We start from the raw sequence: 14,857 nt of genomic DNA, 5'->3' as shown, positions 1-14,857 counted from the left end.
TTAGAAAGAAGGACGCTTTATGGATTGGGTTGTAGAGGTAATTGGACAGTATGGTTATGGGGCCATCTATTTACTGTTGGCAATTGGGATTGTCGGTCTCCCGATCCCAGACGAAATTATGATGGTGACCCTAGGATATCTTTCTTCACTACATGTATTAAGCTATCCACTCTCAGTGCTCTTCGGCTTTTTAGGAACAGTCACCGGAATGACGGTGAGTTATTGGATTGGTCGAAGTTTTGGGAAACCGCTTTTACTCCGGTTTGGGAAATACCTTTTCCTCACTCCGAAAAAGTTAGAGAAAGTAGAAAAGTTATTTGAACGGTATGCGGGTTGGACAATTGTTTTTGGATACTACATTCCAGGCATACGTCATCTGACATGCTATGTCTCAGGTATCAGCGGGATTAATTTCAGGAAGTATTTCATTATTTCAAGCATAGGTGCTTTGATATGGTGTCTTATTTTTATAACAATTGGATATGCAGTGGGTGGAGCAGTATGAATTGAGGATTTAAATCTACGTTTCGATTTGGGATTGAACAAAACAGACAAGTTGCTTAAGACACACTCTTTTTTCAACGAAAGTACTAAAATGTCTTACTATACTTCATTAGGATGGTTCCTAATAAGAGAGAATTGCGGCGCGTTCGAGAAAGATCAAATCCATGACAACTATTTTAATGATAAGGATGGACGGTTAATATGGGGTCTATTAAAAGGTTCTTCTCAGACATAAACAGTCGACGATTCATGATTTTAGCATTAATTGGGTTACTGCTGTACTTCATTAAAGGAATGCTTAATGTAGTGCTCTTAACATTCTTGATCGCTTTTATTATGAACAGTATTCAAGTACAGCTTCACAAACGAATCAGTAAGTTTATGAGAATTAATAGTAAAGTAATTGTTATTTTACTGTATTTCCTATTGATTACTCTCATTGTTGCTTCGTTGGTGAAATATCTCCCTAAAATCTATGAACAAATAATGCAACTGACTACTTTCTTGACGAACTTAAGTCCTAATGATCTACCACAGAATGAAATTACGCTCTATTTATTGGATTCCATCAATAGTCTAAATTATCAAACCTATCTTAAGAATGGCATGGAATACGTGTTGAAGATAAGCAATTGGGGCTCGAGCTTTGTATTATCCATCATATTAAGTTTTATCTTTATACTTGAAAAAAATCGTATTGTCACTTTTACTTCTAAGTTGGAAAGCAGTAAGCTCGCTTGGTTCTATACGGAAGTCACATACCTTGGGAGAAAGTTTGTATCTTCATTTGGCAAAGTAATTGAAGCGCAGATTCTAATCGCTTTGTTAAACACCGTATTCTCGGTATTAGGTCTGCTGCTGCTGGGCTATCCTTATTTGTTTGCTCTGTCCATTATGATTTTCTTGCTTAGTTTAATTCCCGTTGTCGGCTTTTTGATATCGCTCATTCCACTATGCATAATAGGCTACAATATCGGTGGAATAAACATGGTTTTCTATGTACTGGTTCTGATTGCTGTATTGCATTTTGTTGAAGGCTACTTTTTAAATCCCAAACTGATGTCCTCGAAAATGGACCTGCCCATGTTTTATACGCTCGTGGTGTTATTGTTCTCGGAACATTATATCGGCGTATGGGGATTAATTTTGGGAATCCCTATATTTATATTCTTTCTAGATATTTTAGAGGTTAATCGGAAAACGGAAACGTAGTAGAGGTGAGAAATCGTAATGTCTAACACGCCAGCCACTGGGACAGTAAATATTCCAAAACGTGCTATTTCATTAGATCTTGCTCGGGGCGCTATGCTGCTCCTCATTGCTCTTGCTCATGCCCCGCATTATTTGTACAACAACAAACCTGGTATCATGTTTAAGGTAGAAGGCATTACCTTCTTTGATCACTTCGTGAATATACTGGGGTTACTTGCGATTGATAACCGTGCCAGACCTATGTTTGCGGTATTATTTGGGTATGGTCTCATTTTAATTTATAACAGTCAAATTAAAAAAAGAAAAAATGAAGCAGATGCCTTAAAGATAATACGGCGACGTTCTTGGTATTTATTTGTTTTTGGAATGGCATTAACCATCTTTATTGGAGGTCAAGATATATTGATGGCTTACGGAGTAGCGGGACTTATCGTAAGCAGGTTAGTAACGCGCGAGAACAAAACCTTAATCCGTTATCTTGTATTAATTACAGCCATTTATACTTTGATAGTTCCTATTTTATGGGGGTCTATGGGCGGAAACATTCCTCATTCTGCTTTGTCAGCAAATGACAACTATCTTGATGTAGTAATTACTAATCTAATTTTATTCCCCATGAATCCGTTGGTGACACATATACTATTTCCCATCTTGCCTTCCGTTCTGCTTGGCATGTGGATGGCTAGGCATCAATTATTGACCAGACCTGAACGGCGTTTAACAAGGCTTCGCTCTATATCTATTATCGGCTTAACAATCTCATTGTTAGGAGCATTGCCTGTATGTCTTATTGGTGACCTGTGGACTCCTGAATCACATACAGTAGGCTTTTTAAGCGGAGTGCACATTTTAACGGGGATGGCGGGAGGTGTAGCTTATGCAGCGATTTTCGGTATCATAGGCGCCAAAATGGATAAGTTAGGAAAAATCACTCTTTCACTCGTCGCTGTAGGGAAGCGTTCGCTGACCTTCTTTGTTTGGAATGAAGCGCTGCTGGTTTTATATTTATCGCCAGTCGCATTTGATTTAGGGGGGCACGTGAGTAACGGTGCTGCAGCTCTGATTGCAATTGGTATTTGGATCAGTTCTGTATTATTGGCTACCATTTTAGAAATAAACAACATACAGGGGCCGTTAGAACGACTTTTACAACGATTAGTATACAAGAAAAATTAGCATTCTTAAGGTGTTATCGAGGGACAGGAGCATGGTATCTAATATTTAACGCTGGCAGCGATGAGGTCAGGGGTTCGATCCCCCTAGGCTCCATAATACAGAAGCACCGCAACTTTAAGTTGCGGTGTTTCTTTTTGTGCGCCTCGCTGGAGTGCGCACTTAGGCTTGACTTCACACACAGCGCCGTTCTTATACAACCTTCGTCCGTTAAAGTACAAGCCTTTTTTAAATTATGTGCAAAACACACATAATTATGGTATTTTGAATTAAGTGCAAAATGCACATAAATTAAATGAAAGAGGTGCTGATTAACTGTGAAGGCAGCCATCGTAAAGGAATTGGGGGCAACCCCTGTGTTGGGTCAGTGTGATTCACCCGTTGCCGCAGACGGGCATGTCTTGGTTAACGTTTCGACGGCAGCCTTAAGTGGACTTAGCAAGTTCCGTTCCATGGGAATGCACTACTCATCAGAGGTTAACTTTCCACTCATAGCAGGTGCAGACGGAGTGGGTACCTTGGAAGACGGCACTCGTGTATACTTTGCGTTACCTACCGCACCTTATGGCAGTCTAGCAGAGCAAACCTTGGTTAAGAAGGAAATGATTATCCCATTACCGGATGGCCTTGATGATGTCACCGCCGCCGCTATCGCTAATCCGGCTACGTCGTCATGGGCTGCTTTGGTATATCGGGCTCACTTCAAACCTGGGCAGACTGTTCTGATTAATGGCGCAACTGGGTCATCGGGCAGCTTAGCCGTTCAGATAGCCAGGTATCTGGGAGCTAAGAAAATTATTGTGACCGGACGTAATGAAGCCAAATTGAGATTGCTTGCAGCTGACGAAGTTGTTGCATTCGATATGAACGCCAAGGACGGCAATACAGAATTTGAAAAAGCCTTAAAGCCAGCTATTGCCGGGGGTATTGACGTTATATTGGACTATTTGTGGGGTGATAGCGCCTTGGCTATCATGTCAGCTATCGCCAAGATGGGCACAAATCAGACAACCCGTTTTGTAAGTATCGGAACATCGTCAGGACAAGAGGCAGTCAATATCCCCTCATCCATCCTTCGCGCCTCAACAATTGAACTGCTAGGAAGCGGCGGGAGAAGCGTGTCTCAGGCGGATATGAGGTCAGCTGCGAGAAGCGTTTTTGAAATGGCTGCCGAGGGGAAGATCACAATTGCAGCAGCAGAGTTTGCCTTACAAGATATCGAAGCTGCCTGGAATGCACCCTTGACGCCGAGACCCGTTGTAAGGGTATAATATGCTTCATGGAAGAACTAATTTTTAAAGCGGTCATTGATTTAGTCACTATTATTAACCGGACGGATCGGGATAAGAAAATGATTGCCAGTGCCGGCGTTGATATGGAGGCAGCGGCCTTTCGGGTATTTGTGGGCATCGCTCATCTTCAATCGACAAGTGTAGGCGATTTGGCCAACATGATGGGGAAGAATTACTCGAGTGTTAGCCGCCAAATCGATAAGCTGGAGACGGCTGGATTGGTGCACACCTATCCATCAGGCGAAGATTCACGTATCCGCTTGTCCGAACTCAGCAGTTACGGGAAGGAAATCTATTCAATGATCAGTTCCACCCGTCAGCGGCTCATGCAAGAAGCATTGGGGGATTGGACCCCTGATGAAAAAAGCAGCTTGTTGAATCATTTGAGGCGTTTGACCGATTCGTTAAATAAACTCGACTAAATCATGAGTCAAGACGAACCGGAGCGGAAGAAACATCGACCTTACTAGGCCGGTGTTTTTTTGTATGGGCGGATCCATAACAGGGGCGAACCCAAAGGAATCGCCCGCGAGAACGCAATGGATGAAGATGGAGTGGATTACGCAGGATTCACCGCAAATATGGAATGAACATTTCCCTCAGGATCGCCGAAGAACCCCGTAGTATGACCCCAAGACTTGACTTGTGGGGCTGTGACGTCAAGGGCTCCCTTCGACACGAACTCATCGTACAAGGCGTATACTTGTTCAGGTGAATCACATTGGAAGTTAAGCTCGACGGCTTGTCCATTGCGAATTTCCCTGTAAGAAGAATAGCTGTTGGTATTCTCGGACATGAGTGATCTGGAGCAAATGGCCAATCTCACCCCTGAATTGTTAAACTCTACGTAATGATCTTCTTGAATAACGATTTCAAATCCCAAGACTTCTTGGTAAAACCGGGCCAAGTGTGCAACATCGTCAGCCAGCAGTGTAAGTCCTTCTAATTTTACGATCTTCACTATTAACTTCACCTCCATTTTTGGGTTTAGTATACACTATAAATTGTATGGCCGGGTCAATAACTAATCAATAAGGCGGGGATCTATGTTAAGCTTGCATAAACTAAATAAGGAGAATTGCATGATGCCGACAAAAGGGAAGAATGGAGTTAGGTTTGTTTATTTTGCGGAAAAGGACGTTAATCGTGTCTCGGTAGGAGGGACTTTTAACAACTGGAATTATCAGCGCGGCGACATGGTGAACAAGGAAGGGAATGTGTGGGAGATTGAGCTGAGCATCCCGAAAGGAAGACATCTCTACAAAATCGTCCTTGATGATACAGAGTGGATTCTGGACCCTCTCAATCCGAGTATTTCAGAGGACTGTCAAAATAATTCTGCCATTACCGTAACCGAGGACGGAGAGGTTCTGATCCGAACAACAGACATTTCCGCACAGCACCCCAACTTGATTTATCAGAACTTTACAGCATTAGATAGTCCGGAATGGTTGAGAAAATCAGTTATCTATGAGCTTCACATCCGGGCGTTTAATGAGCATGGATTCAAAGGGCTCACGGAAAAGCTGGATTACTTGAAGGAACTAGGCGTCAATACATTATGGATCATGCCGTTCCAGCAGGTCGGACAGCAATTAAGATTAGGTACATATGGTGATCCTTATGCCGTACAGGATTTTTATTCTATGGATACAAGCTTTGGAGATGCAGAGGATGTAAAGGCTTTCGTTCGTACAGCACATACATATGGTATGAAGATCATTATGGACTGGGTGATGAACCGCGGAAGCGTGGATCATGTATGGACACGCAGTCATCCTGACTATTTTACCCGCAACGACAAGGGCGAAGTGTACTACGAAGTTCCGAACAGGGACTATTTCGCAGGCTTGAACTTTGATAATAGGGAAATGAGACAGCGTGTCATCGAAGCGATGAAGCATTGGATAGCCGAGTTCGACTTCGACGGGTTCCGACTGGACGACTCGGATATCACACCGGTGGACTTTTTAGAGGATATCGGACATGAGCTAAGAAGTGTTAAGAAGGACGTCGTGCTCATCTCCCAGTCTTATGACGAATATCATCATATGGATGCATGTGACTTGACGTATGATGGAAGTTTGCGCTTATTCATTCAGGAAATGGCTGAAGACAAGTTGACGCAGAGCGGCCTGATACAAAGCTACAATTCTTTCAAGTACAGCTTTCCTAAAGGCGCTTTACGCATGAGATGGCTCGAAGAGAAAGAGCAGTCAAGAATCACCGCAATCTTTGGGGAAAAACTAGCCATGGCTGCCGCCTCTATTCTTATGACGGTTGAGGGTGTTCCTATGGTCATGATGGGACAAGAGTTTAATGAGCCCACTTTAAATACCTGGACTTCTTTATTTAATGAATATCAACTCGATTGGAGTCAATTTGACACTGACATGTTTGAGCATTACAAATATCTAATCAATCTGAGAACCCTGTCAGCAGCATTTTGGAAGGGTGAGTTGAAATTTGTTCGGAATTCAGAAGATAAGGTTTTGTCTTATATTAGGAGCTTTGAGACAGAGAAGTATTTAGTTGTTGTCAGCCTCTCGGATAATCCTTTGCATGTTCGCTTTGAGGAAGAATCAGAAATCTTCAATCCATTGAACCAGCATAGTAAATTGATCTATCGGACTGGAAAAGAGTCATATTCTGCCTCTGAAGACAGCAAATTTGTATATGTGGATCAATATGAAACGCAAATATATCTGCTAACTTAGTGATAATAGAAGCTGATTAATCTATCCCACATTAAACGCGACCTGATTGAGGTAGCGTTTTTTTATTTCTCCAAGATAGCTTGACGATAAATTTGAGTGATTCTTTCTGAACAGACCAGAATTCTGGAATAAAGACAGTATATCAAGTGCCTGTCTATTACCTATTGGGCGGGAACGACTGGCAGGCCCCTAATAAAGGGCTCTACATGATTCCTGATGCCGGACATATGACGATGATGGACCAGCCAGATCTGTTCTATAAAGCCCTTCATAAGGTATACGAGATGGAGCGTCAATAAGCTCGAAGATCTCTTCTATCGTCAGATCAATCAACCGGTTTTAGATGTTTTTTTCTCAGTGAGAAAGTAGAGCAAAGCCAAGATCGGCAGGATCGTTCCAATAAGAGAGGTGAGGTTCCAGCCTCCCTGGGTATAAGACCAGCCCCCCAAGGATGAGCCGATGGCTCCGCCCAGGAAGAAGATAGCCATGAACAGTCCGTTCAGGCGCCCCCTCGCTTCATTCCCGAGTGAATAAATTACACGCTGACTAACCACCAGATTCCCCGACACAGCCATGTCGAGTGTAACCGCGGATACAAAGAGCAGAATCAGAGCAAGGGTTGAGGAGCTCTCGATCAGATGGATGAGCAAGAAGGACAATACGGCTACAATCATGGCCGTACCTGTTAACACTTTACTCCAGCCCCGATCCGCTAATCTTCCGGCAATCGGCGCAGCTATGGCCCCGCCCACTCCAACTAGCGCAAACCATGCAATACCTATCTGAGACATCCCGAAATTATCAGCTAAGTGTAACGGCACAACCGTCCAAAATAAACTGAAAGCTCCAAATAAACAAGCTTGATACAGCGCACGGCGTCTTAAGGCTGGCGTGTGCCGTAATATATCGCTTAAGGATAGGATAAGCTTACCGTAGCGAACTGTTGGAGTTGGCTTTCGCACCGGAAGGGCGAAGGATAGCAGTCCAGTCAATAAAGAGATAACAATTGCAGACAAAATAAATATGGCTCTCCAGCCCCAAAGACTGGTTACAAAGCTTGCAAGCGGCCGGGCTAACATTATGCCGAGCAGGAGTCCGCTCATTACATTGCCGACCACGCGGCCGCGCTGTTCTTCAGACGATAAATAGGCGGCGAAGGGCACTAGAATCTGGGCTACTACGGATCCAATTCCTATAATAAAAGATGCGGACAAAAACAACGGCGCATTCGGAGCGAATGCAGCAGTTAGCAGTGCGCCAACAGCAATTATAAGCATGATAACGGTGAGACGCCGATTTTCAACAATGTCGCTTAGCGGTACGATGAACAGCAGCCCGGCTACATAACCAATTTGGGTCACAGTAACAATGAAACCGGCTGTTGTAGAAGTAAGGCCAATCGCATCACGGATCGGCCCTACCAAGGTTTGGGCGTAATAAAGATTGGCAACGATAAGTCCACACGCGGCGGCGAGCAGGAACATCATCCAGCTTGATATACGGCTTTCTTGCGTACCTTGTTCATTTAGCATAAATACCCTCCTCAATTAAATACTGAACGTTTAGTTTTGTAATTCATGATTCAAATGATATACTGAACGTATCGTTTTGTAAATAGACTTTTTTCTGAGATATGTATTTTGTATACTAAACGTATAGTTTATTAGCGTTCGAAACGAAAGTAACGCAAAAGGAGGATTTGTTACATGCAGGGTAAAAGAGGACGGCCGCGCAATCTAGAAACGCACAGTTCCATCCTCGCCGCTTCCTATGAGTTGTTGTTGGAAAGCGGCTTCGGAACTGTTACGGTAGAGAAAATCGCTGAACGTGCCCAGGTAAGTAAGGCTACGATCTATAAATGGTGGCCTAACAAGGCCGCTGTAGTGATGGACGGTTTCCTATCCGCTGCGGCTGCTAGACTGCCTGTACCGGATACAGGCACAGTATTTCAGGATATTCTGGAACATGCCACAAATATGGCCCGGTTTATGACAAGTCGTGAAGGCTCGATTTTACTGGAGATTATAGGCGAAGGGCAGGTTGATTCTGCACTGGCTGAGGCTTTTCGGACCCGCTATATCCAGCCTCGGCGGCAGGAGGTTCGTGATATGCTGGACCGGGCTGTTCAGCGCGGAGAACTAGAGAAGAGTCTCGACATCGCACTATTAACCGACCTTCTCTATGGCCCTATTTTCTACCGTCTGCTGGTTACCGGTGATCGGATTGACGAAGACTATGTAGAGCAGTTAGTAACCCATGTCTTTAAAGGTATCGGTTAGTGTGCGTATAGAAAAGTATTTGGCGATAAATGAGTCCAACCTTTATATGGTGCTTGGGATGATTTATATGGCTTTCTTCGTGTCTGGGAGTGTGTCCATAATATTCAATATGGTGCTGTTTGTCCTTCTGTCGCTTCACTTTGTAGTCAACTTGTTCTTTAGTAGATCCCGATAAGGACGTACATATTCGTCATCCATCGTACATCAGCTAGATCGCCCTCCGCCTTGCGGGGGGTTTTTGTGTTGTTGGCATGACAAGCAGACTTGTTCTCCGACCAGAGACCGATCTAGAATTCATTCTCCCGCCAGTGTATTAACTGAATGGAATTTCTTACAATGCAATAAGATGATAGGAATTACAGTTTAAATTCTATTTATTATCGCGAGATAAGCTCCTGATGTTATCAGTGAGTGAACAAGGAGGAGATGGAGTGGTTAATCAACGCAGGCAAGCAGGCTCAGAACCTGGGGAGTGGGCTGTAGAAGCTCATGGACTCATTAAAAAATTTGGCAGCAACCGTGCTGTGGACGGGGTAGATTTGAATGTACGCACCGGTTCGATCTACGGGGTGCTTGGTCCGAATGGAGCAGGCAAGACCACAACCATTCGGATGCTCGCGACTTTATTGAGGCCGGACGGAGGCTCGGCGCGAATCTTCGGGCATGATGTGGTAAAGGAGTCACAAATTGTACGTCAACTAATCGGAGTAACCGGTCAGTACGCGTCGGTTGACGAGTCACTCAGTGCGACGGAGAATCTGATTATTTTCTCCCGGCTGCTCGGACTGAATCGAAGTGAGGCTCGCCGCAAGGCAGCTGACCTGCTTGAAGAATTCGGGCTGACTGAGGCGGCAAGCCGTCCACTCAAAAATTTCTCCGGAGGCATGCGCCGCCGGCTGGATTTGGCGGCAAGCCTTATTGCGCAGCCTCCGCTCATCTTCCTGGATGAGCCTACAACGGGGCTAGATCCGCGCACGCGTGCACAGATGTGGGAGACGATCCGCCGGCTCGTGGACACGGGGTCAACCGTACTACTGACCACGCAGTATCTTGATGAGGCTGATCAGCTGGCTGACCGCATCGCGGTGATTGATCACGGCCGGGTCGTTGCCGAGGGAACGGCAGATGAACTGAAGTCTTCCGTCGGAAGCTCGTCCCTGCATTTGAGAGTCCAGGATACCGAGGATACTCAGGAAGCACGCCGGATTGTGGAACAGGTGCTCAAGACCCGTTCCAATGTGTCGGCAGAGGCCGGAAGAATTACTGCGCCGATGGCAGAAGCGGACCGTGTCACTGATCTGCTGATCGCCCTTCGCAGCGGAGGAATCCATTTGGCCGAGATCAGTGTACAGAAGCCTACTCTGGACGAGGTGTTCTTGACGATCACCGGCAAGGATCTGCAGGAGAACGAATCGCAAGGATCCGAACACTTGAACGTAACTACGGAGGTGAGCGTATGAACAGTGCATCCATAAAGCCGGCTTCCGAACGCCAATTGAAAAATCACACGAGCCTTGCTCAGTCCATCCGGAACTCACTTACGATGGCCTATCGGGGACTGCTGCGAATTAAGCGCACTCCGGAGCAGTTGTTCGATGTTACGTTCCAGCCGATCATCTTCACGCTCATGTTCACGTATATTTTTGGCGGGGCTATATCAGGGAACGTAATCAATTACCTGCCAGTTATTATTCCAGGTATCCTTGTGCAGACTGTCATCACGACCTCGATTGTCACCGGTGTCCAGCTGCGTGAGGATATGGATAAAGGGGTATTTGACCGGTTCAAGTCGCTGCCTATCGCCCGCATTTCACCTTTGGCCGGAGCCCTGCTGGCAGATACCATCAGGTATACGATAGCCACGGTACTTACGCTAACCATGGGGTATATTATGGGCTACCGTCCTGGTGGAGGGCTGGGAAATGTCGCTCTGGCTGGAGTTCTGGTCATTGTATGTTCCTGGGCGATCAGCTGGATCTTCGCCTTCTTCGGTGTGATTGCGCGAACAGCTTCAAGCGTTCAAGGGATCTCCATGATTGTGTTATTCCCGCTTACCTTTCTGTCCAACGCTTTCGTACCTGTCGATACGATGCCCGGATGGCTCCAGTGGTTCGTGAACATCAATCCGATCTCGCATCTGGTTACAGCTGTCCGGGATCTGGCCAATCATGGAACAGTCGGAGCGGATCTGACCATCTCCCTCATCGGGGTTGCTGTCATTGTGGCCGTCTTCGCACCCCTGACAGTACGTGCTTATATGCGCCGGACCTAGATTGGATAGGGTCTAATCCGAGGGGTTCAATCCAGGCGTGTACGCCTGTCTAATAAAAAATCCATCTGAGCTCATATCACTAGGGACTGTCCTGTCCCCGTTTATGAGCCTGGATGGATTTTTTTGTATAGTAATCAGATCGAGGGAAGTTTGCTGACTAGAGATGCAGCCAGAGGCGCCTTAGCGCTGAACAGCTTCTCCTGCAAATACGGCTACGTTCATCGGAGCGGCCATAAATTCGGGAGCCTGCTTAACAAAAGCCTGGAAGTGCGCGCTGGTATTATGAGCAGCCGTAGCGGCTTCATCCTTCCAAAGCTCAATCATCGTATAGTGATGCTCGCGCTCCGTGCTTTTGACAAGATCATAGCTGATATTGCCTTCTTCATTTCGTGTTGAGGCGATCAGTTGTTTGGCAGCATCCAGAAAAGAGACCTCCTGATCCGGTTTGATTTGCAGATGTGCGTGAATGATAATCATGTATTCAACCTCCATAGGGTAAGTAAGCTTAATGGAATTGTACCCGAATCTTCCTGACCTTACGCCCAGGTTGTAATTGTCTCAACAGGCAGACGGTAGGAAGGATGTCCTTCTTTGGCAGATTTCCCGATCGAGATCAGCATGACCGGCTGATAACGCTCTTTGTCCATACCGAAAGCTTCGGCAATTTGGTCTTTCTCGTAACCGCCAATTGGATTGGTATCATAGCCGTGTGCACGAGCCACAAGCATCAGTTGCATGGATACAAGCCCGGCATCAATCAGGTTCACATCACGAAGATCCGCGGTGGAAATGTTCTCATAATAAGGCTTGAAGGCGTTCATCTGCATTTCTTTGATCTCTTGCGGCATATATCCGAGCTCTACAGCTTTGCCGAAAATCTCTTCCATATACTCTCCATTGTTCATGTCAATGAACACCGCAATGACGGCGGATGAGGTGAGCACCTGCGTCTGGTTGAACTTGGAAAGTGGGGCCAGCTTCTCTTTGCCTTCAGCTGTATCCACAACGAGGAAACGCCAAGGCTGCATGTTAACAGAAGATGGGGCACGGGAAGCTTCAGCCAGAATCTCTGTCATTTCCTCACGGCTGATCTTGGTATCAGGATCATAAGCCTTGACTGAACGGCGGCCAAAAGTAATTTCTTTGAAGTCGTTGGTTCTTTGAATAGTTGTTGTCATGATGATTCTCTCCTTTGTCTATAATTCAAAAGTAGTTATTCTGCATACGTTCCAGGAAGTCCGCCAAAGAAAGAATTTCTTCCTTGCTGAAATCCTTGAAAAGCTGATTTATGAAGCTGAGCTTCTCGATTTTGTAGCCTTCGATATGTTTCCGGCCATCCTCTGTAAGACGCACAAACGTGACACGGTTATCTTCCGGATTTTTGCGTCTGCTGACCATGCCATCGGCTTCAAGCTGCTTCAGATGGCGGGTGATGGCAGCACTATCAATATTAATGGCCTTCTGCAGCATGGACTGATTGATCTCGTCAACCTGATCCAGCTGATGAAGAATCTCGAAGCGGGATGAACTGATCCCTGTACATCGTTCGAACTTGGGACTAATTTTGTTGCCCAATGCGTTCAGCAGATTAATAATCTGCTCTTCTTTGGTAACATTACATGTCATGACTAGACCTCCCGGGTGAATCTGGACATGAACAATGGGGGATGCCATTGCTTAATCAATTACTGGACACCTCAATGATTGACGTATCAATAATTGACGGCTCAATCAATATATCATGTCTTTTTTGAATTTGCAACAGGGAGTATGCAGTTGCTGCAATTCCTTATACAAGCGACTTGGTTCCCATAGGTTATCCCGTTTCCGGGCATTATATTGAGAAAAAGCCCCCGAACTTGTCCCAAGTCCGGGGGCGTTACAGCCTTGCTAATCAGTGAAGCTGAATCCTCAATTTGTTATTTATTTGATCGAGGCCTCATAAATGCTCTGAATGGACCTGGACAGCATGGCGTCGAATTCTTCATTGCTCTGTCCGGCGCTGAGCCCCTCGGATAAGGCGCGCGAGAAGCTGGCGATCAAGCCGTGGTTACGGGCGAGCTTCTCGTTCGCTTCCGTCTGCGAGTAGCCGCCTGACAAGGCCACAATTCTTACGACATGAGGGTCCTTCATTAGCTCACTATAGAAATTGTCTTCACACGGTATGGATAGTTTAAGCATGACCTGATCTTCCGGGTCCAGGGTCGATAGATGCTGGGTTAGCTCGGCTCTTAGCAGCTTTTCCGATTCCGCTTTGTCCGGGCGGGTAATATCGACTTCGGGCTCAATAATCGGGACAAGTCCCATGTCCATGATCTGTTGGGCTGTGGCGAACTGCTGCTGAACAACCTTCTTGATCCCGGCAGGATTCGCTTCGTGAATAACAGAGCGCATTTTCGTTCCGAAGATGCCGCGTGATGTCGCCCGCTTCAGCAGATCTTCGAGACCCGGATTGGGCTTCATAAGCTGAACTCCGTCTTCGATATCAGCGAGCCCTTTATCAATCTTCAGGAAAGGCACAATCCCTTTCTTCTCCCAGAGATAATCGGCGGTAAGCTGTCCGTCAATCTCGCGATCCATCGTATTCTCAAAAAGAATAGCTCCAAGAATATACCGGGAATCAAAGGCCGAGCTCTTGATAATCCGGGTTCTCATCTCATGAACCAATTCATACATCTCATCTTCGTTCGTATACTGGGTATCTTCAATCCCGTAATGCAGCAGAGCTTTGGGCGTGCTTCCGCCGCTTTGGTCCAGGGCCGCAATAAAGCCTTTTCCCGTACGGATTCGATCTAACTGCTTCATATTCATGACTCTCGCTCCTTCGCAGAATTGGAATTATACGGATGCCAGGATTCAGGCTTCTTATACCCAATATTTCCATAATTCAAACCTGCAATTCGGGAGGCAGCCCGGAACTTTGCGTCCGCAGCTCTTGATTCTCGTTATACAGTATGGACACGCTTGGATTCTTGGCCCACTTGTAGATCTGCACCTTTCTGCATTCTACGGAGCAGGTAATAGGAGAGTAGCACAAACGATAAGACTACGACTGACTTAATACTGCCTTTAGGATTGCCAACAGCTATTTCTGACCAGAAGGCGGATATGCAATCAATCGTGAAGCCGGCATAGGCCCATTCCTTGAGTCTGAAATATTTGGGAATAACGAGTACCCCAATCCCTATAACTTTTGCCACGCCCAGAAGGGTCAGGAAGTAAGCAGGGTAACCCAGCAGCTGTGTAGTTGAAATCAGGGTGTCCGGAGATCGGATGATCTCATTGACGGCACTGAGCAGGAACCCTATCAGGGTGCTCGCCGTGACAATCCAGTAGGCTATTTGTATTTTTCTCATCTTCATAACTCCTCCTCAAATTTCTTACACTTTGATTGTAATCAGAACGGTG

At 45.8% G+C, this 14,857-nt stretch carries 17 protein-coding genes; 10 read left to right on the top strand and 7 right to left on the bottom strand.

All coding sequences use genetic code 11. From position 1 onward, the window contains the following. The first annotated feature begins 19 nt into the window (after positions 1-19). From ACEN86_RS14900 to ACEN86_RS14880, 5 genes are all read left to right on the top strand, one after another. Positions 20-505: a DedA family protein gene (locus tag ACEN86_RS14900; protein ID WP_495631389.1), complete on the top strand. Its 486-nt coding sequence runs from the start codon at positions 20-22 to the stop codon at positions 503-505. Positions 506-705: 200 nt separating this feature from the next. Continuing rightward, positions 706-1,716, top strand: a complete 1,011-nt coding sequence (locus tag ACEN86_RS14895) for an AI-2E family transporter (protein WP_495631388.1) — start codon at positions 706-708, stop codon at positions 1,714-1,716. An 18-nt stretch (positions 1,717-1,734) separates the two neighbouring features. After that, the gene (locus tag ACEN86_RS14890; RefSeq protein WP_495631387.1) at positions 1,735-2,892 is read left to right on the top strand and encodes a DUF418 domain-containing protein; all 1,158 of its coding nucleotides are present in this window, start codon (positions 1,735-1,737) and stop codon (positions 2,890-2,892) included. A gap of 353 nt (positions 2,893-3,245) precedes the next feature. Then, a complete protein-coding gene (locus tag ACEN86_RS14885; protein ID WP_495631386.1) occupies positions 3,246-4,160 on the top strand; it encodes a quinone oxidoreductase family protein in 915 nt (304 codons plus the stop codon). A gap of 8 nt (positions 4,161-4,168) precedes the next feature. After that, positions 4,169-4,603: a MarR family winged helix-turn-helix transcriptional regulator gene (locus tag ACEN86_RS14880; protein WP_495631385.1), complete on the top strand. Its 435-nt coding sequence runs from the start codon at positions 4,169-4,171 to the stop codon at positions 4,601-4,603. Positions 4,604-4,740: 137 nt separating this feature from the next. On the opposite strand, the gene ACEN86_RS14875 is transcribed toward ACEN86_RS14880, so the two are convergent. Beyond that, positions 4,741-5,142: a VOC family protein gene (locus ACEN86_RS14875; RefSeq protein WP_495631384.1), complete on the bottom strand. Its 402-nt coding sequence runs from the start codon at positions 5,140-5,142 to the stop codon at positions 4,741-4,743. Between the two features lie 121 nt (positions 5,143-5,263). Here ACEN86_RS14875 and ACEN86_RS14870 point away from each other — a divergent pair, with 121 nt between their 5' ends. Then, positions 5,264-6,898 (top strand): alpha-amylase family glycosyl hydrolase, encoded by a 1,635-nt coding sequence (locus ACEN86_RS14870; protein WP_495631383.1) that lies wholly within the window; start codon positions 5,264-5,266, stop codon positions 6,896-6,898. 146 nt (positions 6,899-7,044) lie between these two features. Next, a complete protein-coding gene (locus ACEN86_RS14865; protein ID WP_495631382.1) occupies positions 7,045-7,197 on the top strand; it encodes an alpha/beta fold hydrolase in 153 nt (50 codons plus the stop codon). A gap of 30 nt (positions 7,198-7,227) precedes the next feature. Here the strand turns inward: ACEN86_RS14865 and ACEN86_RS14860 are convergent, their stop codons facing one another. Beyond that, on the bottom strand, positions 7,228-8,430 hold the full coding sequence (locus ACEN86_RS14860) for an MFS transporter (RefSeq protein WP_495631381.1): 1,203 nt from the start codon (positions 8,428-8,430) through the stop codon (positions 7,228-7,230). Between the two features lie 174 nt (positions 8,431-8,604). On the opposite strand from ACEN86_RS14860, the gene ACEN86_RS14855 reads away from it, so the two are divergent. From ACEN86_RS14855 to ACEN86_RS14845, 3 genes are all read left to right on the top strand, one after another. Then, positions 8,605-9,177, top strand: coding sequence for a TetR/AcrR family transcriptional regulator (locus tag ACEN86_RS14855; protein ID WP_495631380.1), 573 nt, complete (start codon positions 8,605-8,607; stop codon positions 9,175-9,177). A 431-nt stretch (positions 9,178-9,608) separates the two neighbouring features. Beyond that, a complete protein-coding gene (locus ACEN86_RS14850) occupies positions 9,609-10,637 on the top strand; it encodes an ATP-binding cassette domain-containing protein (protein WP_495631379.1) in 1,029 nt (342 codons plus the stop codon). Then, positions 10,634-11,449 (top strand): ABC transporter permease, encoded by an 816-nt coding sequence (locus ACEN86_RS14845; protein WP_495631378.1) that lies wholly within the window; start codon positions 10,634-10,636, stop codon positions 11,447-11,449. The genes ACEN86_RS14850 and ACEN86_RS14845 overlap by 4 nt, the downstream gene beginning before the upstream one ends. Before the next feature lie 180 nt (positions 11,450-11,629). On the opposite strand, the gene ACEN86_RS14840 is transcribed toward ACEN86_RS14845, so the two are convergent. From ACEN86_RS14840 to ACEN86_RS14820, 5 genes are all read right to left on the bottom strand, one after another. Further along, complete coding sequence (locus ACEN86_RS14840; RefSeq protein WP_495631377.1) at positions 11,630-11,926, bottom strand: putative quinol monooxygenase; 297 nt, start codon at positions 11,924-11,926, stop codon at positions 11,630-11,632. A 59-nt stretch (positions 11,927-11,985) separates the two neighbouring features. Then, complete coding sequence (locus ACEN86_RS14835; protein ID WP_495631376.1) at positions 11,986-12,627, bottom strand: nitroreductase family protein; 642 nt, start codon at positions 12,625-12,627, stop codon at positions 11,986-11,988. Between the two features lie 25 nt (positions 12,628-12,652). After that, complete coding sequence (locus tag ACEN86_RS14830) at positions 12,653-13,075, bottom strand: MarR family winged helix-turn-helix transcriptional regulator (protein WP_495631375.1); 423 nt, start codon at positions 13,073-13,075, stop codon at positions 12,653-12,655. A gap of 297 nt (positions 13,076-13,372) precedes the next feature. Beyond that, the gene (locus tag ACEN86_RS14825) at positions 13,373-14,260 is read right to left on the bottom strand and encodes a fructose bisphosphate aldolase (protein ID WP_495631374.1); all 888 of its coding nucleotides are present in this window, start codon (positions 14,258-14,260) and stop codon (positions 13,373-13,375) included. Between the two features lie 134 nt (positions 14,261-14,394). After that, positions 14,395-14,805, bottom strand: coding sequence for a DoxX family protein (locus ACEN86_RS14820; RefSeq protein WP_495631373.1), 411 nt, complete (start codon positions 14,803-14,805; stop codon positions 14,395-14,397). Positions 14,806-14,857 lie beyond the last annotated feature (52 nt).

The sequence above is a fragment of the Paenibacillus sp. Paensp111 genome (assembly GCF_059492195.1).
Note: the sequence above shows the minus strand (reverse complement) of the source record. Positions and strands in the feature narration are given on the sequence as shown.